The sequence below is a fragment of the Pseudomonas sp. GM17 genome, assembly GCF_000282175.2.
Taxonomy (GTDB): Bacteria; Pseudomonadota; Gammaproteobacteria; order Pseudomonadales; family Pseudomonadaceae; genus Aquipseudomonas; species Aquipseudomonas chlororaphis.
This window is the reverse complement of sequence record NZ_CP124732.1, coordinates 6,327,426-6,346,425: the sequence shown is the minus strand read 5'-3', so window position 1 is coordinate 6,346,425 and position 19,000 is coordinate 6,327,426. Positions and strand designations below refer to the sequence as shown.

19 protein-coding genes and 1 tRNA gene are annotated in these 19,000 nt (G+C 63.1%); 3 read left to right on the top strand and 17 right to left on the bottom strand.

Annotated features, from left to right (window positions below):
* Positions 1–120: 120 nt before the first annotated feature.
* The 9 genes from ggt to PMI20_RS28380 all read right to left on the bottom strand — a co-directional run bounded on the left by ggt (position 121) and on the right by PMI20_RS28380 (position 10,496).
* A complete protein-coding gene (gene ggt, locus PMI20_RS28420) occupies positions 121–1,959 on the bottom strand; it encodes a gamma-glutamyltransferase (RefSeq protein ID WP_007926260.1) in 1,839 nt (612 codons plus the stop codon).
* Between the two features lie 304 nt (positions 1,960–2,263).
* Entirely contained in the window at positions 2,264–4,096 is a 1,833-nt protein-coding gene (gene asnB, locus PMI20_RS28415) for an asparagine synthase (glutamine-hydrolyzing) (protein ID WP_007923181.1), read from the bottom strand.
* A 111-nt stretch (positions 4,097–4,207) separates the two neighbouring features.
* Entirely contained in the window at positions 4,208–4,876 is a 669-nt protein-coding gene (gene phzG, locus PMI20_RS28410; RefSeq protein ID WP_007923183.1) for a phenazine biosynthesis FMN-dependent oxidase PhzG, read from the bottom strand.
* Positions 4,873–5,709 carry a PhzF family phenazine biosynthesis protein gene (locus PMI20_RS28405; RefSeq protein WP_007923184.1) on the bottom strand — a complete coding sequence of 279 codons (837 nt, stop codon included), beginning with the start codon at positions 5,707–5,709 and terminating at the stop codon, positions 4,873–4,875. Before PMI20_RS28405 ends, phzG begins: the two co-directional genes overlap by 4 nt.
* A gap of 2 nt (positions 5,710–5,711) precedes the next feature.
* Positions 5,712–7,601: an anthranilate synthase family protein gene (locus tag PMI20_RS28400; RefSeq protein WP_422121757.1), complete on the bottom strand. Its 1,890-nt coding sequence runs from the start codon at positions 7,599–7,601 to the stop codon at positions 5,712–5,714.
* A 20-nt stretch (positions 7,602–7,621) separates the two neighbouring features.
* Positions 7,622–8,245 (bottom strand): isochorismatase family protein, encoded by a 624-nt coding sequence (locus tag PMI20_RS28395; RefSeq protein ID WP_007923187.1) that lies wholly within the window; start codon positions 8,243–8,245, stop codon positions 7,622–7,624.
* A gap of 15 nt (positions 8,246–8,260) precedes the next feature.
* A complete protein-coding gene (locus PMI20_RS28390) occupies positions 8,261–9,463 on the bottom strand; it encodes a 3-deoxy-7-phosphoheptulonate synthase (RefSeq protein ID WP_007923189.1) in 1,203 nt (400 codons plus the stop codon).
* A gap of 22 nt (positions 9,464–9,485) precedes the next feature.
* Positions 9,486–9,977: a PhzA/PhzB family protein gene (locus PMI20_RS28385; protein WP_007923191.1), complete on the bottom strand. Its 492-nt coding sequence runs from the start codon at positions 9,975–9,977 to the stop codon at positions 9,486–9,488.
* Between the two features lie 27 nt (positions 9,978–10,004).
* Positions 10,005–10,496 carry a PhzA/PhzB family protein gene (locus PMI20_RS28380; RefSeq protein ID WP_007923193.1) on the bottom strand — a complete coding sequence of 164 codons (492 nt, stop codon included), beginning with the start codon at positions 10,494–10,496 and terminating at the stop codon, positions 10,005–10,007.
* A 429-nt stretch (positions 10,497–10,925) separates the two neighbouring features.
* Here PMI20_RS28380 and PMI20_RS28375 point away from each other — a divergent pair, with 429 nt between their 5' ends.
* Complete coding sequence (locus tag PMI20_RS28375; protein WP_037034074.1) at positions 10,926–11,651, top strand: autoinducer binding domain-containing protein; 726 nt, start codon at positions 10,926–10,928, stop codon at positions 11,649–11,651.
* A 30-nt stretch (positions 11,652–11,681) separates the two neighbouring features.
* On the opposite strand, the gene PMI20_RS28370 is transcribed toward PMI20_RS28375, so the two are convergent.
* Together PMI20_RS28370 and PMI20_RS28365 are read right to left on the bottom strand one after the other, a co-directional pair.
* On the bottom strand, positions 11,682–12,272 hold the full coding sequence (locus PMI20_RS28370) for an acyl-homoserine-lactone synthase (protein WP_007923204.1): 591 nt from the start codon (positions 12,270–12,272) through the stop codon (positions 11,682–11,684).
* A gap of 360 nt (positions 12,273–12,632) precedes the next feature.
* Positions 12,633–12,709: transfer RNA gene (locus PMI20_RS28365), tRNA-Met, on the bottom strand.
* A gap of 347 nt (positions 12,710–13,056) precedes the next feature.
* Between PMI20_RS28365 and PMI20_RS28360 the strand changes: the two genes are divergently transcribed.
* Both PMI20_RS28360 and PMI20_RS28355 read left to right on the top strand, forming a co-directional pair.
* Positions 13,057–14,274, top strand: coding sequence for an MFS transporter (locus PMI20_RS28360; RefSeq protein ID WP_007923205.1), 1,218 nt, complete (start codon positions 13,057–13,059; stop codon positions 14,272–14,274).
* A gap of 130 nt (positions 14,275–14,404) precedes the next feature.
* Positions 14,405–15,121 (top strand): MOSC domain-containing protein, encoded by a 717-nt coding sequence (locus tag PMI20_RS28355; protein WP_007923206.1) that lies wholly within the window; start codon positions 14,405–14,407, stop codon positions 15,119–15,121.
* Between the two features lie 13 nt (positions 15,122–15,134).
* On the opposite strand, the gene gspM is transcribed toward PMI20_RS28355, so the two are convergent.
* The 6 genes from gspM to gspH are packed head-to-tail and all read right to left on the bottom strand — an operon-like array spanning position 15,135 to position 19,000.
* Positions 15,135–15,605, bottom strand: coding sequence for a type II secretion system protein GspM (gene gspM / locus PMI20_RS28350; protein WP_007923207.1), 471 nt, complete (start codon positions 15,603–15,605; stop codon positions 15,135–15,137).
* Between the two features lie 3 nt (positions 15,606–15,608).
* The gene (gene gspL / locus PMI20_RS28345) at positions 15,609–16,691 is read right to left on the bottom strand and encodes a type II secretion system protein GspL (protein WP_007923208.1); all 1,083 of its coding nucleotides are present in this window, start codon (positions 16,689–16,691) and stop codon (positions 15,609–15,611) included.
* 4 nt (positions 16,692–16,695) lie between these two features.
* Positions 16,696–17,568, bottom strand: a complete 873-nt coding sequence (locus PMI20_RS28340; RefSeq protein WP_007923209.1) for a type II secretion system protein GspK — start codon at positions 17,566–17,568, stop codon at positions 16,696–16,698.
* Entirely contained in the window at positions 17,561–18,163 is a 603-nt protein-coding gene (gspJ, locus tag PMI20_RS28335) for a type II secretion system minor pseudopilin GspJ (RefSeq protein WP_007923210.1), read from the bottom strand. Before gspJ ends, PMI20_RS28340 begins: the two co-directional genes overlap by 8 nt.
* A complete protein-coding gene (gene gspI / locus PMI20_RS28330; RefSeq protein ID WP_007923211.1) occupies positions 18,160–18,534 on the bottom strand; it encodes a type II secretion system minor pseudopilin GspI in 375 nt (124 codons plus the stop codon). The genes gspJ and gspI overlap by 4 nt, the downstream gene beginning before the upstream one ends.
* The gene (gspH, locus tag PMI20_RS28325; protein WP_284170659.1) at positions 18,518–19,000 is read right to left on the bottom strand and encodes a type II secretion system minor pseudopilin GspH; all 483 of its coding nucleotides are present in this window, start codon (positions 18,998–19,000) and stop codon (positions 18,518–18,520) included. The genes gspI and gspH overlap by 17 nt, the downstream gene beginning before the upstream one ends.

Below are 19,000 nucleotides of genomic sequence, written 5' to 3'. Positions count from 1 at the left end.
GACACAGAACGCAGGAAAAATCGGCATACAGCATTCATCACCCATGCCCGCGCTTGCGCGGCGTGAAAAATAAAAAGGGCCCACCTCGCGGCAAGCCCCTTGGGTTCTCCTGCGTTGGCCTCAATCCCCCAACGCTGCCCCTTCACGCCGTGGATCGGCGCCACCGGCCCATGAGGTTTTACCCTGGGCATCGCGTACCCGCACGATCGCCTGGGTGCCGCTGGTCATGTCGATGTCGGTCACCTCATGCCCCTTGGCTTTCAGCGCCGCTTTCAACCCAGGGGTGAACTGGCCTTGTTCCAGTTCGGTCGGGCCGTTGCGGCTGCCGAAGTTGGGCAGGCTGATGGCGGCTTGCGGGTCGAGGTTCCAGTCGAGCATGCCGATCACCGACTTGGCCACGTACTCGATGATCTGCGAGCCGCCCGGCGAGCCGACGGTGGCCAGCAGTTCACCGCTGTCGCGGTCGAAGACCAGGGTCGGCGCCATGGACGAGCGTGGGCGCTTGCCCGGCTGCACGCGGTTGGCCACCGGCTGGCCGTTCTCTTCGGGGATAAAGGAGAAGTCGGTCATCTGGTTGTTGAGCATGAAGCCCTGGACCATCAGGTGCGAGCCGAAGGCCGCCTCCACGGTGGTGGTCATGGACACCGCGCCGCCCTGGTCATCCACCGCCACCACTTGCGAGGTGGAGATGCGCATCGGCGAGCGATCCGGGGCGTAGGCCACCTGGATGCCCTGGGGCTTGCCGGGCTCGGCCTTGGCCATGCTGCGCTCGCCGATCAAGGCGGCACGCTGCGCCAGGTATCGCGGGGCGACCAGGCCGGCGATCGGCACCGGGGCGAAGTCCGAATCCGCCACGTACAAAGCGCGGTCGGCGTAGGCCAGGCGTTCGGCTTCGGCGATCAGGTGCACTGCTTCAGGCGCCGGTTCGAGGCCGGCCGGCAGATGGGTCTTGGCCGGCTTCAACGGTGGCAGCGCATAACGCGGGTCGCGGGCTTCCAGCGCCTGCAGGGTGCCGAGGATCTGCGCCAGGGCGATACCGCCCGACGAAGGCGGCGGCATGCCGCAGACCTGCCAGCGCTTGTAGTCGGTGCACAGCGGTTCGCGCTCCTTGGCGCGGTAGCCTTGCAGGTCGTTGAGCGACAGGCTGCCCGGGTTGGCGTGGCCCTGCACCTTGGCGACGATTTCCCGGGCGACCGGCCCTTGGTACAAGGCGTTCGGGCCTTCCTTGGCGATGCGTTCGAGCACGGCGGCCAACTGCGGGTTTTTCAGCAGGGTGCCGACGGCTTTTGGCGTGCCATCAGCCTGCAGGAAGTAGGCGGCCATGTCCGGCGATTTCGCCAGGTACGGATCGGCGACGATCATGCTGTGCAGGCGCGGAGAGATCGGGAAGCCCTGGTCCGCCAGGCGAATCGCCGGTTCGAACAGCTGCGCCCACGGCAGGCGGCCGTGTTTTTCATGGGCCAGTTCCAGGGCGCGCAGCACGCCGGGCGTACCTACCGAACGTCCGCCGATCTGTGCCTGCGGGAACGGCATGGGCTTGCCGTCAGCTTGCAGGAACAGCTTCTCGGTGGCCCCGGCCGGCGCGGTTTCGCGACCGTCGTACGTGCGCACCGCCTTGCCGTCCCAGAGCACGATCAAGGCCCCGCCGCCGATACCCGACGACTGCGGCTCCACCAGGGTCAATACCGCTTGCATGGCAATCGCCGCATCGATGGCCGAACCACCCTTGCGCAACATTTCGCGCCCGGCTTCGGCCGCCAACGGGTTGGCCGCGGCCGCCATATGCCGGTCGGCGTGTTGCACTTGCAGGTCGGTGCGATAACCCGAAGCGATTTCCGGGGCGGGGGGCAGGGCGGTGTGGGAAGGGGCGGAAGCGTTGCAGGCGGCGAGGCTTAAGGCGACGGCGAGCAGCGAGAAACTGGCAAGCCGGCGGTGACGCGGATTGAGGGTCGAGAACACGCGTTGAACTCCGTTCACTGGGTAAATGATGTGTCGTCCGTGGGGAGGAATGTACAACAGTGAGCGGGCCCATGCTGACCCTTTCGCTGGGCGCTACGGTGTCGGGATTGCCGGTGCTTGCGGGCAAGGCCCGATGCCGGACACTGGCCTGGAGGTGGCCGGTGGCGCTGCTGGGATTTCTGGGGGCTTGGGCTTTGGCATTGAAGGCGCGGGGCGCGGGGCGCCTTGAATCAAGGTAGAAACATCATGCCGGCAATGGCAGCCACAGGCCGGCGGGCCTGCCTGTGGCTGCCTCAGGCTCGTATCAGACCGAGATCCCGTGCAAACGTAGCCAGGCATCCAGCGCCAGCGCTGTTTCCAGGCTGTGCCGGCTAATTTGCGTATTGAAGTGGCCCTCGGGCTGGCGCAGTTCCTCGGACATATAGGCGTGGGATACGATGCCGAACACCGGGTTCCCCGTGTCCTGCAGAAGCTGCCGGGCACTCTGGCGCAGGAAGCGTTCGTAGCCCAGGTCGGCTGAGGTCGGATAGGGGCTCTTGCGGCGTTTGAGCACCGCCTCCGGTACGAAGTCGGCACAGGCCTGCTTGAGCAGCCACTTCTCCTCGCCATCCTTGCTCTTGATCGACCAAGGCACGTTATAGATGTACTCGACCAATTGGTGATCGGTGAACGGCACACGTACCTCGAGGCTGTTGCACATGCTCAGGCGGTCCTTGCGATCCAGCAGCATCACCATCCAGCGTTTCAGGTGCATGTGGCAAAGCTCGCGCATCCGGCGCTCGTGCGGGCTGTCTTGCGCCAGGTGTTCGACCTGGCGCAGCGCATCGTCGTAGCTCGCCTGTTGGTACTGGGCGAGATCGCATTGGCGGTTGAAGTCGGCATTGATAAACGCGGCCGGCAACTTCACCCGCGACGCCCATGGAAAGGACGCCGAGGCGATGACCTGAGGATCACGGAACCAGCCATAGCCACCGAAGACCTCATCGGCACCCTCCCCGGAGATAGCCACCGTGGAGTGCTTGCGAATTTCCCTGAACAGCAGGTTCAACGAGGTATCCATGTCGCCGAAGGTGAACGGTACGTCCTTGGCGCGGAACACTTCCTCGCGCGCCAGGTCGGAGATCAGTTCCTCGTTGTCGATGAGGACGGTCTGGTGCCGGCTACCGATGAACTCCGCGGCCAATAGGGCAAAGGGCTGGTCCTGGTCGGGGCGCAGGTCGTCGCTCTTGAACTGCGCGGACTGGCCAGTGAAGTCCACCGAAAAGGAATTGATATCCCCGCCGGTCTTCGCCTTGACGATACGTTGCGCGATGGCCGTGAGGGTGGTGGAGTCGAGCCCGCCGGACAGCAGCGAGCACACGGGAACGTCGGCATACAACTGCGAACCCAGCGCGTGGGTGACCAACTCGCGGGTCTGTTGCACAGTCGTCTGCAGGTCGTCCTGGTGCTCCTGACGGCGTACCTTCCAGTAGCACTGGATCTTCATCTGCCCATTGGGGCGCCAGGACAGGAAGTGGCCGGGAAGCAGCTCCATCAGGTTCCTGAAAGGCGTCTGGGCGGTTCCCTTCGACAGCGTGAGCACGTCGACCAACCCCGTCACCTCCAGCCCCGTGGTGAACTCCGGGTGAGCCAGGATGGCCTTGATCTCCGAGCCGAAGAGCAGCCCTTCGCGATGCCGGGCATAGAACAACGGCTTGATCCCCAGGCGATCGCGTACCAACAGCAGGTGGCCGTCGCGTCCGTCGAACAGGGCGAAGGCGAACATGCCTGTCAGGTGATCGCAGCAACGCTCGCCCCATTCCAGGTAGGCATGCAGCACGACCTCGGTATCGCTGCGGGTCTGAAATTCATGCCCCGCCTGTCGTAGCTGGTCGCGCAACGCATCGTGGTTGTAGACCTCCCCTGTGTAGACCAGCGAGACCTCCTGGCCGTCCGCAAAGCGATAGACCATTGGCTGGGTACCACCGCTCAGGTCGATGACCGCCAGCCGCCGATGCCCCAGCAGAGCATGTCGATGTTTCCATATGCCTTCGGCATCAGGCCCGCGCAGTGCGAGCGTATTGGTCATGGCGCGAATCGCAGGGTCTTCCCCTTCGAGCCTGCGCGTATAGTCTACCCATCCTGTGAGACCACACATTTAGTAACTCCTGTCATTAATCATTGAACCGCGCCAGCTCTGTATTGAGCGAGTCATGCCACCTTGGCTGACTCGTCAACGAGGCGGGTCTCGTGCAAATACCTGCGTTATTCAGGGTTGCAAACGCCGCACCTTCCAGCCCGTATCGCTGCGGTCATAGCGCAGGCGCTCATGCAGGCGCTCCTGGCCGTTACCCCAGAACTCCAACGACTCAAGCCGCAACTCAAACACGCAATAACCCTCGGGACGCGGCAGCGGACCTTGCACGTCGGCCAGTTCCCTGGCGGCGCTGCGCATGGCTTGAACATCCTTGAGTTCTTCACTCTGGCGAGACACCGATGACATCGGATGCGTGGCATAAGGGCGCTTCAGCCACGCCTCGTCAGCCTTGGCATCCGGCAAGCGCACGGCCTGGCCATTGAGGATGATCTGCTGGCTGGTTTCGCGCCAATACAGCACACCCGAGGCCCAGGGGTTCTCTGTCAGTTCGCGGCCTTTCTGGCTTCCGGCATGGGTGCTGAACAGCACCCCGGTGTCATTGATCTCACTGATCACCACGATGCGCGTCGAAGGCCGGCCCTGGCTGTCAGCCGTGGCCAGCGCCAGCGCACGGGGTTCGCGGATGCCCACGCGGCGTGCGCGTTCGAGCCAGTTGTGCAGCACGCTCATGGGATTGGCAGGCAGCGTCTGGTACTCGGGAAACGGCGCATCCAGTGTGCCGGTCAGGGATTCCGACATGCCTTTACCCAGCAGCGGCTGGCCTAGTACTGAACTGTTCATAGAACGATGGTCCCCCGTCCGAAGGTGACGCCATTGCCTGATACTTCGACCCGCGTCAGTTGATCGGCGCGGCCCTCGGTCCTGGCGAACATCAGTGAAGGGCGGCCGATTTCCACGCCCTGAAGAATCTCGATCTGCTGGCCGAACTCGATCTGGCCATGACGCGCCAGATGAATCGCCAAGGGCCCGGCAGCGGAGCCTGTGGCCGCATCCTCGACCACCCCATAGGCCGGTGAGAACATCCGGCTGCGCCAACGCCGTCCCGCGCCGGCAAAACAGTTGATGGCCATGTCGTGGAAGCTGGACAGGGCACGGTGGTCGGGGTGCAGGGCGGACAACGCGGCGATGCTCGGCAGGCCGACGAACACATGACGCGGGCCGTTGTGATAGATCTCGATGGGAAAGGTCGAGTCGCTGATGCCCAGGGCCTTGAGCAATTCGGCGTCGCGCCCCAGGGCCGTCCAGGTCGGTATCGGCTGGTCCATGCTGGCGGCGACGACGTTGCCGTTCTGGCGCTCCAGGTCAAAGGCGATGGTGCCCATCTGGGTTTCCAGGAACAGCCGGTGATTGTCGGTGTGCGCCCCCAGGGCAATGGCCGTGCCCAGCAACGGGTGCCCGGCGAAGGGCAGTTCGTTGACCGGGGTGAAGATCCGGATCAGCGCATCGCCACAGTTGCGTGGCTTGAGCACGAAGGTGGTTTCCGACAGGTTCATCTCCCGGGCGATGCGTTGCATTTGCTCGGCCGACAAGTCATCGGCGTCAAAGAACACCGCGACCGGATTGCCTTCCAGCGGGGCGCTGGCAAAGGCGTCGATGATGACGTAATGGTGCATGGTTATCTCCCGGCGGCCGAAGCGTTGCTCTCGACAGGTGTGTGGATGAGGGCGTGCCGCAGCAGGTCGGCGATGATGCGCGGGCCTTCCTGGGTCAGCAGCGACTCGGCATGAAACTGCATGGAGGCGAACGACGGCCCACGCAGGGCATGCACCTCGCCGGTCTCGCTGTCGCGGCTGATTTCGACGGTGCCGATGCCGTCGATGTCCAGGCGGTCACTCGAACTCTGGGCGGCGAAGGTGTTGTAGAAACCCACCCGTTCGGCGTTGCCAAACAGGTCGATCTGTTTTTGCACACCCTGGTTGGGAATGGCTTTGCGCTGCAGTTCCAGGCCCAGGCACAAGCTCAGCACCTGATGGCTCAGGCACACCGCAAGGAACGGCCGCTGCTGGCTGAGCAAGGAGCGGATGGCCACGTGCAGGTGGTTGATTTTCGGCTGTTGGACTTCGCTCGGGTTGCCGGGGCCGGGGCCCATGATGACCAGGTCGTAGCCGTCAAAGCTGTATTCGTCGCTGAAGCTGCATACCGTCACTACCAGGCCCAGGGCCCGCAGTTGCTTGGCGATCATCGAGGTGAAGGTGTCTTCGGCGTCGACGATCAGCACCTGGCGCCCACTGAAGTCGGCCTGGAGCTGCTCCCGCTGCTGGCTGTCCATCAGCCAGAAGTCCGAGACGTAGGCATTGCGGCTGGCCAATGCGGCGCGCACTTGCAGGTGATTGCCGAAGCGCGAGGGCGCCTGGTTTTTCAGCGCGCTGATCAGGCCGGTGGCCTTGGCCCGGCTTTCGGCAGCCTCGGTCATCGGGTCGGAATGGCGCACGATGGTCGAGCCCACGCTGATCCGCACCTCGCCGCTGTTATCGATGTCGGCGGTGCGAATCAGGATCGCCGAGTCCAGGGAACGCCCGCCCTTGCCATCGCTGCCGATCAGCGCAGCCATGCCGCTGTAGTACGCGCGGCCTTGCGGCTCATAGCGCTGGATGACCCGGCAGGCGCTTTCCAGCGGGCTACCGGTGACGGTCGGGGCAAACAGGGTTTCGCGCAGGATTTCCCGTACATCGCGATGGGTCTTGCCTTCGATGAAGTACTCGGTGTGGGCCAGGTGCGCCATTTCCTTGAGGTAAGGACCGAGGACGTGGCCGCCGTCGTCACAGATGCGCGCCATCATTTTCAGCTCTTCATCCACCACCATGTAGAGCTCGTCGGCCTCCTTGCGATCCGCCAGGAAGTCCATGACTTCCGTCAGGTTGGGACCGGCGGGCGGATAGCGGTAAGTGCCGCTGATGGGGTTCATCACCGCGAGCCCATCCTTGATGCTGATGTGGCGCTCGGGGGACGCACCCACGAAGGTACGGCTGCCGGTGTGGATGATGAACGTCCAGTAGGCACCTTTCTCCCGTTCCAGCAGATGGCGAAAGAACGACAGCGCACTGGCCGGGCCGTACTCGCTGATCTCGGCCAGGAAGGTGCGCTTGATGACGAAGTTGGCGCCTTCCCCGGAGCCGATTTCGTTGGCGATCACCTGGCTGACGATCTCGGCGTAGCTCGCGTCGCTGAGGTCGAAGCGTTCGCTGTTCAACTGGATCGGCACGTTGGGCAGCAACCCCAGCAAGCGTTCGATGCTGATGGATTGCTGCTCGGTGATGTTCATCGCCAGCAGCGGCGACTGATCGTCCACCGCCTCGAAACCGCGCTCGGCGATCTGCCGGTAGGGGATCAGCGCCAGTACATCCAGGCGAGGCGCGCCGATCGAGGTGGCAGGCAAGTCGATATCGGCCAGGACCTGCGGTTCCGACATTTCGCCGATCAGCACGTCCAGCAGGCCGGGGCCGCTGGATTCCGGGCGGTACAACAGGGCAAACGGCTCAGGAGCCGGTTGCAGGATGCGTTCCATGAGGTGGGCTGCGGTCTGGCTCATAGCACTACCTCGTCGGTGGTGATGACCATGGCGCAACGGCTGGCGGCGTATTCGATGGCCATCCAGTGGTGCTCCTTGCTGAAGTCGGCGATCGCGTCGGCAACGAGGAACGGCTGGATATCGTTGGAGTAGGCATCCACGGTGGAAATCAGTACCCCGACATGGGCGTACACCCCGCACAGGATCAACTGATCGCGCTCGTTGGCGCGCATGCGTTCCAGCAGGTCGGAGTTGAAGAACGCACTGTAGCGCCACTTGGTCAGCAGCCAGTCGCCGGGCTTGGGCGCCAGGGCGCCGACCACCTCGCGGTCGGCGGGGCTGGCCTTCATGCCCGGGCCCCAGAAGTCCTTGAGCAGCCCGCGTTGCTCCTCGCTCATGCTGCCGGGCTGGGCGGTGTAGGCCACCGGAACGCCGTTGTCGGCAGCCCACTGGCGAATGCGCGCGGCATTGCTCACGACTTCGTCACGCAGGGCGTCGGGCAAGGGGCGCAGGAAGTAGCGCTGCATGTCATGCACCAACAGCACGGCACGCTCGGGGTCGATGCTCCATTGTGCGAGGTTGACGGGCAGGTCGCGGTTAGTAGGCAAGGCGTAAGGGACGATCGATGGAATGCCGGTCATGACGACAAACTCCAGTCAAAAGGAGGCAAGGGTTGAGGAGGGCTGGTTTTTCCAGGCCATCACCGCAGTAATGGCTTGCCAGGGGTTCAGGCGCGGGTCGCACAGGCTTTTGTAGCGGCTGGCAACCTGATGCAGGCCGGCGGCATCGGAAGCGCACTCGCTGACATCGTCAGGGGTGGTTTCCAGGTGCAGGCCGGCGGCCACTCCACCGGCAGAGGTCACGGCATGCTTGAAGGCGGCGATTTCCTCGGTGATGGCCTGCACCATGCGGGTCTTGTTGCCGCAGGGCGCGACGATGGTGTTGCCGTGCATCGGGTCGCTCAGCCAGATGATCTTGTGGCCGGCCTGGCACACCGCTTCGACCAGTGGAGGCAGGCGCTCGGCGACCTTCTGGGCGCCCATGCGGGCAATCAGGGTCAGCCGGCCGGGTTCGCGCTTGGCGTCCAGACGCTCACACAGGCTCAGCAGCTGGTCCCGGGTAATGTCCGGGCCGACCTTGCACGCCACTGGGTTGAGCACTTCGCTGAGCAGCGCCACGTGAGCGCCCGTTAACTGACGGGTACGCTCGCCGATCCATGGCCAGTGGGTAGAACCGAGAAATACCCGGCCCTGTTCGTCCTGGCGCAGTTGTGGCAGTTCGTAGTCGAGTACCAGCATTTCGTGGCTGGTCCAGGCCGGTGAACCTATGAGTTGCTCCTGGCCTGCCGACGCTTTCCAGCCCAGGTGCTGCATGATGTCCCGTGCGGCGCCATAGCCTCGAACCAGGCGTTGCGCATCGTGCTGGCGATGGCCGCAGACGGCCTCGCGGCCGTTGACCATGTCGCCGCGATACACCGGCAACTCGAGATCGCCAATGCGTTCGTTGTTATTGGAACGGGGCTTGGCAAACTGCCCGGCAATCCGTCCCACCCGTACCACCGGTTGCTGGGTCACGAGCCGGAACGCTCCGGCCAGGATGTCCAGCACCGCTGCTTTGCGGGCCACATGATCGGGAGTGCTTTCATCCATGTCCTCGGCGCAGTCACCGGACTGGATGACCATCGCTTCGCCGGCCGCTACACGCGCCAGGGTGGCGCGCAGCACCAGGATGTCTTCCACTCGAATCAATGAGGCGCTGTCCCTGAGGTAGGCCTGCGCGTCATGCAATTGTGATGGTTCGCTCCATTGAGGCTGCTGGAACGCTTCACAACTTAGAACCCGTTTCAGTAAGTCTTCCATGATGCGATCACTCTCACGAGGATTAAGTTGGAATGCCTTCACGTTTGATTTGCGGCACTGGAATACCCAGGGCGCGCAGTTGTTGAAAGACGTTCATGAATTCGCGATTGCGTTTTACTTTGCCGTCTTCCAGCTCGAAGGAGTGCAGGAAGTGGTTCTCGTAATAGCCTTCCGGATAACCGGGAAAGAGGATCTTGCCGTGGCCATCACACTCGACCCAGATATGGTTAGGGTCATCGGTTTCAAATACTTTGACGTTGTACCACTCCCAGTCCGGGAAGCACTTGAGTGACCAAACAGCATGTTCGGCCAACTTGGCCTTGCCACTGATTACAATCGGCGCGCCGGTATCGGTGGTCCATAAGCCGCCTGAACCATCTTCGGTAAATAGTTCATGGCGGCGCAGGCGGTCTTGGCCTTTGGTGCGCATATATTGCTCGACCGTGGCGCGGTTCTTGCGGCGAAGTTCAGTGATGTCGCTAGCGGTTAGTTGTTGCGCTGCGCTATTGGGCATGCTCAGTCTCCAATGAATAAGGGGGGGTTATGAAGCGGGGATACCTTCACGCTTGATTTTTGGAACGGGGATGCCCAAGGCGCGAAGTTGTTGGAAGGGGTTCATGAATTCACGGTTCTGCGTGATCTTGCCGTTATCCAGTTCGAAAGAATGGATGTAATGATTTTCGCAATAACCTTCGGGGTAACCGGGAACCAGGGTCTTGCCGCGACCGTCGCTTTCCACCCAGAAGTGGTTGGGGTTATCGGTTTCAAACACCCGGACGTTGTGCCATTGCCAGTCCGGAAAGCACTTCTCCAGCCATACGCCGAGGGCAGCCAGCTTCGTGTGGCCTTTAAACACAAGGGGTTCACCGGTTTCGGTGTTCCAGGAACCGCCACTGCCATCTTGAGTGAACAGTTCATGACGACGCAGGCGATCTTTGCCGTTAGTGCGCATGTACTGTTCGACCGTGGCGCGATTTTTTTGGCGAAGTTCAAGGTGATCATTAAAGCCGCTAGGGGAAAGCGAAGCAGGCATGGGCAGCATCCTCCTTAGTTGGGGTTGTGTTTTTGAAAGTAAATATTTAGTTAATTGGCGCGGGTGAATGTTTACAGTTTTTAACTATTGTTCCTTCGTGGCCGTGCCGAACGGGTGTTGTTTATACACCTGCATTTCTTGGGGGTGGAACTACCAGATCTTGTAGTGATGTAGGACGTGAACGGGCAGGCTGCAGTCCGCCGGATGAACTGTTGCATTATTATGAAGAGGCAGGTTCATTCGTCGGCTGAGAGGCGGTAATGGCTTACTAGCATCGTCAGGATGCAATGTTCTATTTGGTTAGTTGTATTAGATGCAATAAATCTAGTGCTAGTGCGAAGCAGCCTATGACTGTGTGGTTTTGCTTGTTGACAGAGGGTCAGGTTGGTCTAGGCTAACGGCCTGTTTTCAACTTTGGTGGTGCTCAGAATGGAATTAGGGCAGCAGTTGGGATGGGATACGTACTTTTATAGTATCTTTGCGCGAACCATGGACATGCAGGAGTTTACAGCTGTCGCGTTGAGGGCCTTGCGCGAACTACGGTTTGATTTTTTTGCCTACGGCATGTGCAGCGTGACTCCGTTCATGCGGCCCAGGACTTATATGTATGGCAATTATCCCGAGGACTGGGTGCAGCGATATCAGGCGGCTAACTACGCGGTGATCGATCCCACTGTGAAGCACAGCAAAGTCTCGTCGTCCCCCATTTTGTGGAGCAATGAGTTGTTCCGGGGGTGCCCGGATCTGTGGTCCGAAGCCAACGACTCGAATTTACGCTACGGCCTGGCACAACCCTCGTTCAACACCCAGGGGAGGGTTGGGATGTTAAGCCTGGCGCGCAAGGATAATCCCATCAGTCTTCAGGAGTTCGAAGCGTTGAAGCTGGTGATCAAAGCGTTTGCTGCAGCGGTCCACGACAAGATTTCCGAGCTGGAGAGCGACGTGCGTGTCTTCAATACGGATGTGGAGTTCAGTGGGCGGGAATGTGATGTGCTGCGCTGGACGGCCGACGGCAAGACCTCGGAGGAAATCGGCGTGATCATGGGGGTGTGCACCGATACGGTGAATTACCACCACCGCAACATCCAGCGCAAAATCGGCGCCAGTAACCGCGTGCAGGCAGTCTCTTACGCCGTCGCGATGGGCTATATCTGAGGGTCTTCAAGAAGGACGACTCGGCCTGTATCAAGCGGTCTCTCTCAATAATGTGTCGGACATGAAGGCTGACGGTGCGACTGCGCTGCGGTGATGCTCGCGGTGGGCCGAGAGTTTGATGGCGAGGATTTTTTCATTCTGATGCACCGTGACCGGGCCCAGTCGTTCGTAGTGGACGCCGTTGATTTTGTAATAGCGCTCCATGGTGCTGTTGACGATCCCGACGATGGCATCTGCGCCCGCCAGGCTGGCCGTCTTGAGGCTTCTCCAGAACAACGGCATCGCCAGTTGCGGTTCGCGGGTGGTGAAGCGAGTCATTTCCCAGATGGCTGGATGCTTGGGCGGCGCCCCGGCGCAGGTATGGCCGAACACTCCTTCAAGCAGGTTGGGGAACGTGGTGGGAATCAGGCGGGCGCAGCCAACGATGGCGCGGTCTTCATTGAACGCCAGGAGGTAGCGGGCGTGCTCGGTGTCGTATTGATCCCATTCGCAACCTGCCTGGCTCGGATGGGCCGGCAGCCGCCATCCGAGTTTCTCGACGAATTGTTCGTGCCGAAAGCGGCCGAGCATGAGTTTCAGCTCGTCGCTCATTTCGTTCAGTGTGTGCTCTTCCATGTGCATTACTGAAGTTTTCCTTAGGGATGAAGGGAGTGCAGTTTTATAGAGGACTTGTACCGGCTTGGCACCTGCAAGATCTGGTAGGGGCATCGGTGGCATCAAGGTGAAGCCATTCGCTGGGGACTGTGCCGAAGCGAGCGGCGGCGACAGTGGCGTTGATCCGGCCGTCGGCATTGAAGGCGGCAGTCTGGTCCAGGTAGTCGTAGAGAATGGCTGGTGCGCTCATGGGGCAGGGGGTGCGGCGTTTTGGGCTTGCGTCCCCTCAGTTCAATTATTTGGCGAGGATAGGAGATACATGGAGGGAAGGTGGAGAGATAGCCAGAAACAACAAAGCCCGCACAAGGCGGGCTTTGTTGAGGTACTTGGTGGCTACACAGGGACTTGAACCCCGGACCCCAGCATTATGAATGCTATGCTCTAACCAACTGAGCTATGTAGCCAAGTGGCGCGCATTATTCGCGTAGAACGGTAATGCGTCAAGCGCTTTTTATAAAAAAATTATCTACGCTATCAACCGTTTATCCAATTCCCTCCTGTAGCCGTCAGCGCATCCTGCGATTGCACGCGCAACGCGCCGTGAACCCTGGTCCGCGTTTTAGTCGCTACACCGTATTGGCCGGTTTGCGTCGGCCGTGCCGCTGAACGCAGGCTTCGATGTTTTGTCGTGCTGCGCATCAAGCAAAATATTCAAGTCGTTAGCAAGCTAAGGGGATAGCCGCGGCGCACCGAAAAATGGCACATTGGCCACCCCTGCAACTGCGCATCCATCTGCTGTACGGAAACTCTCATGGCTATCAGCAATGTTCAGTCCGCCTCTGTGGCGACTCCCGCGCCTTCACACAGCAGCCCCCTGGTGCTGCGCATCATTGGCGCGGTGGCGCTGGCGCATTTGATCAACGACCTGATCCAGGCGGTGCTGCCGGCGATCTACCCGATGCTCAAGGCCAGCTACGGCCTGACCTTCACCCAGGTCGGCCTGATTACCCTGACCTTCCAGCTCACGGCCTCACTGCTGCAGCCGTGGGTCGGCTATTACACCGACCGCCACCCCAAGCCGTACCTGTTGCCGGTGGGCATGGTCTGCACCCTGATCGGCATTCTGATGATGTCCCAGGTCGGCAGCTTTGCCTTGATCCTGCTGGCGGCGGGGCTGATCGGTGTCGGCTCCTCGACCTTCCACCCGGAAGCCTCGCGGGTGGCGCGGCTGGCCTCCGGCGGGCGTTATGGCCTGGCGCAATCGACCTTCCAGGTCGGCGGCAATGCCGGCACGGCCTTCGGCCCGCTGCTGGCGGCGGCCATCATCATTCCCTTCGGCCAGGGCAATGTGGCCTGGTTCGGCCTGTTGGCGGTGTTCGCCGTGGCGCTGCTCTATGCCATCAGCCGCTGGTACGCCAACCACCTCAAGTTGTTCAAGCTCAAGCAGGGGCAGGCGGCGACCCACGGCCTGTCCAGGGGGCGAGTGCTCAGCGCCCTGGTGGTGCTGGGGCTGCTGGTGTTCTCCAAGTATTTCTACATGGCCAGCCTGACCAGCTACTTCACCTTCTACCTGATCGAGAAGTTCGACCTGTCGGTGGCCAGCTCGCAGCTGCACCTGTTCCTGTTCCTTGGCGCGGTGGCGGCCGGGACCTTCTTCGGCGGGCCGATCGGCGACAAGATCGGGCGCAAGGCGGTGATCTGGTTCTCGATCCTCGGCGTGGCGCCGTTCACCCTGTTGCTGCCCCATGTCGACCTGTTCTGGACCAGCGTGCTCAGCGTGGTGATCGGCTTCATCCTGGCGTCGGCGTTCTCGGCCATCGTGGTCTACGCCCAGGAGCTGGTGCCGGGCAACGTCGGCATGATCGCCGGGGTGTTCTTCGGCCTGATGTTCGGGTTCGGCGGGATCGGCGCGGCATTGCTGGGCCATCTGGCGGACATCCACGGCATCGAGTACGTGTACTTCCTGTGCTCGTTCCTGCCGCTGTTCGGCCTGCTGGCGATCTTCCTGCCGCGGACCCGAAAAGCCTGAGTGCAGGCCTTGAACCAAAGGGCCCGGGACGTGCCGATCTTGGGCCTGGCCGAAGAGTCGCTGGCAGCTGCCGACAGTGAGTTGATCTGCCGGGAACATCCGTTCGCCGCTGAAACCATGGAGTAAGGTAATGACCCCTGAGCGTATAACCCTCGATGCCCTGTTGACTGGCCGCGCCGTGGCCTACAGCCGGCCGGGGTCGATGAGCGCGATCGCCAAGACCCCGCGCACCGGCAGCCTGCAGGTCGGTCCCCTGGGCCTGCTGGAAGACGAGCAGGGCGACTTGCGGGTGCATGGCGGCACCGAGAAAGCCATTCATCACTATCCCCGCGAGCATTACGCCGCCTGGGCCGCCGAGCTTGGGCCACACGCGTTGCTGGAGCAGCCGGGCGCCTTTGGCGAGAACTTCAGCAGCCACGGCTGGACCGAGCAGAACGTCTGCCTGGGCGACCGGGTCCGGGTCGGCAGCGTGTTGCTGGAGGTGTCCCAGGGACGCATGCCGTGCTGGAAACTCAATGACCGCTTTGCCGTGAAAGACATGTCGCTGCGGGTCCAGCAGAGTGGGCGCACCGGCTGGTATTACCGGGTGCTGGAGGCGGGCAGCCTGAGCGCCGGGGACGTGTTGCAGCAGGTCGAGCGCCCGTTCGAGCAGTGGCCGCTGTCGCGCTTGAGCGCGGTGCTGTTTTCCCGCGAGGTGGCAGTGGAGGAGATTCGTCTGTGCCTGGAGCTGCCGCTGGTGCCCTCCTGGCGACGCACCCTGGAGCGTCGGGTCGAGCAGGCGGCGGTCGAGGATTGGGGCCCGCGCCTGCTGGGCACTGAGCGGGTCGATGAGGAGTCGGCCCGCTAAGCGGCGGGCGCGATCAGTTCGCCTCCAGGGTCAGACGGGCCTGGACCAGGGCCTGAGGGTCGACCTCCAGCTGCAGCGACACCAGGTTGACGCCCTGGTTTTCCACGTCGTCCAGCCAGGTCAGCAGGTCTTGCAGCGCGCCGCCGAGGTTGAGATTGAGGCGTCCGGATTCTTCGCTGTCCATGCGTTCGATGCTCAGGTTGGCCGCGGCCGTGCTGGCGGTGATCAGGCCGGCCAGGGTCCGACCGTTGGCCTGCGGGCCGCGGGCCTGGGTGGACGAGGGCAGTTTGAGCAGATCGGTTTGCAACTGCAGGGCCTCCTGGAACTGCTGTTCAGCCTGGCGCAGGGCCTGGCGCTGAGGACTCCAGAGCAGGGTCCAGAACAGCGTCACGGCCAGAAACAGGCTGAGCAGCTTCAGGGCCAGGCGGTCGCGAGGCGGTAGCTGCTGCCAGCGGTTCGAGTAACGATTGAAAAGGGTGGTCATGGGTTAGTCCGTGATTTTCAGGCGGGCGCTGACCCCGTCGGGAGCGAGCACGGCCGAGTCGGCCTGCACATTCGCGCCCTGCTGCGCGAGGGCTTCGCGCAGACGTTCGAGGGTGGAGAAATCCGGCGCGTTGACTTGCAGGGTCCAGCCTTGCGCCTGTTGGTAGTCCAGCCGGCGAACCCGCGTATCGCCGCCATCGCTGCCGGTCCATTGGCTGGCCAGGCTGTCGAGCCGGCGCGCCAGGCTTTGCCGGGGCTGGCCGGCCTGCTGGGCACGGGCCTGGACCTGGCGGGCGAGGTCGATCACCCGGGGCTCGTCGGGGAAGCGTTGGCGCCAGAGTTCCAGGCTGGCCTCGGTCACCTCGGCGGCCTTGTGTTGCAGCAACCAGCGATGACCCACGTCCTGGGCCACTTGAGCGCCGCAGGCGATGGCCAGGATTGCCAGCAGCGCCCGCCATGGCGTGCGCGACGGGCTGCGCAGGGCGAAGGCTCCCTGGCGCAGATCGATGGCCTGCGCGCTGCCGCGGGCCAACAGCGGCCAGGGCGTTTCCTCGCTGCGTTGCAGGGTGTCGGGCAGCAGCGGGGCCAGCTCTTCGAGGGCCTGGTCGTCGAGCGCCAGGCGTTGCTGGCAGGCCCCGCCGATCAGCCAGCGGTCGTGGCAGCGCAGGGCCAGGGCCTGGCTGTCCGGCAGGCAGTCGGCATCGACATGAATGCGCTCGGCCGTCAGGCCATGACTGGCCAGCCGTTCCAGCAGTTGCTCCAGCCACTGCCGTTGCAGGGCGAACAGGCGGCAGTGCCGTCGCGCCTGCAACGGCCCGCGGGCCAGGTGCAACTGCTCGGGGTCGTCCAGCAGCCGTTCTTCCAGCACCGAATGGATGGCTTGCTGCAACCAGCGGCCGCTGCGCGGCGGTACGTCGAAGCGGTGATGGCTGGCGATTTCCGCCGGCAACAGCAGGGTCAGGCGCTGGCCGGCCAGCACCGCCGCCTGTTGCAGCGTGCCGTGCACCGGCTCGCCGTCGATTTGCCACCAGGTGACGAGCGAGTCGTCGTCCGCATTCACTGTGGCGAGGTAAAGCCAGGCTTGCATGGGGTTACTCCGGAAAACGGGAAGGGGCGGCGAGGGTGCGCTGCAGTACGCTGACCTGACCGTCCTGCTCGATGCGCAGGCGGCTGATCAGGCGCAATTGGCGGTCGCCCAGTTCGACATTCAGCACCGCCTGGAAATAGCGGCTGCTGACATCGAGCCCCTGGCTGTTGATCTCGTGCTGTTTCAGCACGGGGGCGTCGAGAAACTCCTGCACCGTCTTGTAGCCATCGGCGGGACGCGCCTGCACCAGGGCGGTGGCCTGGGCCAGGTCGAGCTGGCCCAGGCTGGCCAGTTGTTCGGCCGGGGCGGTGTTGAGGTTCAGCGCCCCCGGCGTGGTTCTTACCCAGGGCCGCAGGCGTTCCATGACCGCTGTGTCGACGCCCTCCAGGCGCATCAATTCGCTGCTGTCGTTCCAGGCCAGCGGCTTGCCGTCGAAACCACGGACCGGCGGCAGGCGCCTGGGGTCATGGGGCGGCAGGTCGAGTTCCTTGAGCAAACGCTGGTAGCGCACACGACTGATGCGGTCGTTGGGCGTGCGCAAGGTGCCGAGGTTGAAGCGTGCGCCGAGGTCTTGCAGCTGGATGCGGATACGCCCGCCGTCGATGTCGAAGGTCGGCGTGCTGTGGGCCCAGCGCTGGCCCAGGTGCACGCGCTTGGGTTCCGGCTCATCGCGCCAGTCATCGCGCAGTTGGCCACGGGCCCAGGCTTCGCCACTGAGCGCCAGTTGCCACAGTTGTTGCTGCAACAGCTGGTTGGAGCTGCCGATCAGGCTCAGGCGCTGGCGGGCCAGCATGTCACTGACGATCAGGGTCGCCAGGGAGGTGATCAACAGCACGCTGATCAGCGCGATGCCCCGTTGTCTACAGGCCCTAACCATGGTCCAGCCCCTTGAAGCCCGGCAGCAGGATCACCCGCCGCAGGCCGGGATAACCCGGAGCGTCGAGTTCCAGTTCAATCGCCTGGGGCAGGCTCAATGGCGCCTGGCCGACGGGCCAGTTGGAATGGGCCTGACCCTGATCGTCGATGTAGCGCAGGCGTTCGAGGCGGACGCCATCGAGCAGCAGTTGTTGCGCGGCAGTGCCGGACAGGTCGGGACCGTCCACCGGGCTGCGGTACTCGCGCAGCCATTGGTTGTCGCTCCAGCGATAGGTGACCAGCAGCAGGTCGTTGCGTGCCTGCTGCAAGGGATTGCTCCAGCCGCCGCGTACCAGCTGGATGCGCCCCGGTTCGCCGATCAGGGCCTGGCGCGCCGAACTGCCATTGACCGGATAGGCGATGGCCTGGGTCAGGTCACGTTCGAAGATACCCACCGCGCGTTGCAGGCGCCGCAGTTGCAGTTCGTGCTGATGAATCCGCTGGTCGGTGTGCATCATGCGTTCGAGCAACTGATAGCAGGCCAGGCCGAGCAGGCTGAACAGGGCCATGGCGATCAGCACTTCGAGCAGGGTGAAACCCTGTTGTCGGCGTTTCATGGGCGGGCCTCCAGGTAACCGGCCAGGCGCGCGCGCTGCCGCGGCATGGGGGCGTCGGTGGAGACTTCGAGCACGATCTTCAGCAGACGCGGGTCGGGCGCCGCGGCGGTTTCGCTGGTCAGCAGCCAGTCGCGCCCGGCGAAGCGGACCGGTTCCTGGCGCTGGCTCTGGGGCTGGCGCATGCCGGCGCGCAGTTCGTTCAGGCGGTTGTCCGCCAGCCATTGCGCCAGGGTCCGTTCGCTGAGGCCGCCGTTGTTGCCGATCAGGTGTTCGGTGGCGCTGTAGAGCGACAGCGACAGCACGGCGAAGATGGCCAGGGCGACCATCACTTCCAGCAGGGTGAAGCCCGCCTGTTTATTGCACCGGGGCAAGACGCACCTCCTCGACACCGTCGCTGGACAGCGACAGCAGCGGTTGCTGGCGGTACTCCAGCTGCAGGCTGAAGGGCGAGATCTGGTCGTTGGCCAGCACCCAGAGTTGCGGCTCCTTGCCCTGGCCCAGGCCTTTATTTGGGCCTGGTGGCTCCTGCAGGTTCAGGCGCAGCTCGCCGGGCAGCCGGTGTTCCTTGAAGCGTTTGTCGGCCTGCCACTGTCCGCCGCGGTCGAGGCTCAGCACTGTGTAGTGGTCGGGCGCCAGGCGCAGGCCGTGATTGAGGTTGTTCAACACTGCGTCTTCGCGCAGCAAGCCAATGAGGTTCTGCAGGCGTTCGGCCTCGCGCCGGGCCTTCTGCCCGCCCGAGTCGCTCTGGACCAGCCCGACCATGCCGGCCAGCAAGCCGATGATCAGCATGACCACCAGCAGCTCCAGCAGGGTGAAACCCGCCATTGGCTTGCGCAC

What these genes read in the sequence shown, in the direction of transcription:
- PMI20_RS28390 (WP_007923189.1), bottom strand. Translation starts at nt 9,463, where the DNA reads ATGGAAGACTTACTGAAACGGGTTCTAAGTTGTGAAGCGTTCCAGCAG.
- PMI20_RS28395 (WP_007923187.1), bottom strand. Translation starts at nt 8,245, where the DNA reads ATGACCGGCATTCCATCGATCGTCCCTTACGCCTTGCCTACTAACCGC.
- PMI20_RS28385 (WP_007923191.1), bottom strand. Translation starts at nt 9,977, where the DNA reads ATGCCCAATAGCGCAGCGCAACAACTAACCGCTAGCGACATCACTGAA.
- gspM (WP_007923207.1), bottom strand. Translation starts at nt 15,605, where the DNA reads ATGACCACCCTTTTCAATCGTTACTCGAACCGCTGGCAGCAGCTACCG.
- PMI20_RS28405 (WP_007923184.1), bottom strand. Translation starts at nt 5,709, where the DNA reads ATGCACCATTACGTCATCATCGACGCCTTTGCCAGCGCCCCGCTGGAA.
- PMI20_RS28355 (WP_007923206.1), top strand. Translation starts at nt 14,405, where the DNA reads ATGACCCCTGAGCGTATAACCCTCGATGCCCTGTTGACTGGCCGCGCC.
- gspL (WP_007923208.1), bottom strand. Translation starts at nt 16,691, where the DNA reads ATGCAAGCCTGGCTTTACCTCGCCACAGTGAATGCGGACGACGACTCG.
- PMI20_RS28360 (WP_007923205.1), top strand. Translation starts at nt 13,057, where the DNA reads ATGGCTATCAGCAATGTTCAGTCCGCCTCTGTGGCGACTCCCGCGCCT.
- gspJ (WP_007923210.1), bottom strand. Translation starts at nt 18,163, where the DNA reads ATGAAACGCCGACAACAGGGTTTCACCCTGCTCGAAGTGCTGATCGCC.
- PMI20_RS28370 (WP_007923204.1), bottom strand. Translation starts at nt 12,272, where the DNA reads ATGCACATGGAAGAGCACACACTGAACGAAATGAGCGACGAGCTGAAA.
- PMI20_RS28340 (WP_007923209.1), bottom strand. Translation starts at nt 17,568, where the DNA reads ATGGTTAGGGCCTGTAGACAACGGGGCATCGCGCTGATCAGCGTGCTG.
- asnB (WP_007923181.1), bottom strand. Translation starts at nt 4,096, where the DNA reads ATGTGTGGTCTCACAGGATGGGTAGACTATACGCGCAGGCTCGAAGGG.
- phzG (WP_007923183.1), bottom strand. Translation starts at nt 4,876, where the DNA reads ATGAACAGTTCAGTACTAGGCCAGCCGCTGCTGGGTAAAGGCATGTCG.
- PMI20_RS28400 (WP_422121757.1), bottom strand. Translation starts at nt 7,601, where the DNA reads ATGGAACGCATCCTGCAACCGGCTCCTGAGCCGTTTGCCCTGTTGTAC.
- PMI20_RS28375 (WP_037034074.1), top strand. Translation starts at nt 10,926, where the DNA reads ATGGAATTAGGGCAGCAGTTGGGATGGGATACGTACTTTTATAGTATC.
- PMI20_RS28380 (WP_007923193.1), bottom strand. Translation starts at nt 10,496, where the DNA reads ATGCCTGCTTCGCTTTCCCCTAGCGGCTTTAATGATCACCTTGAACTT.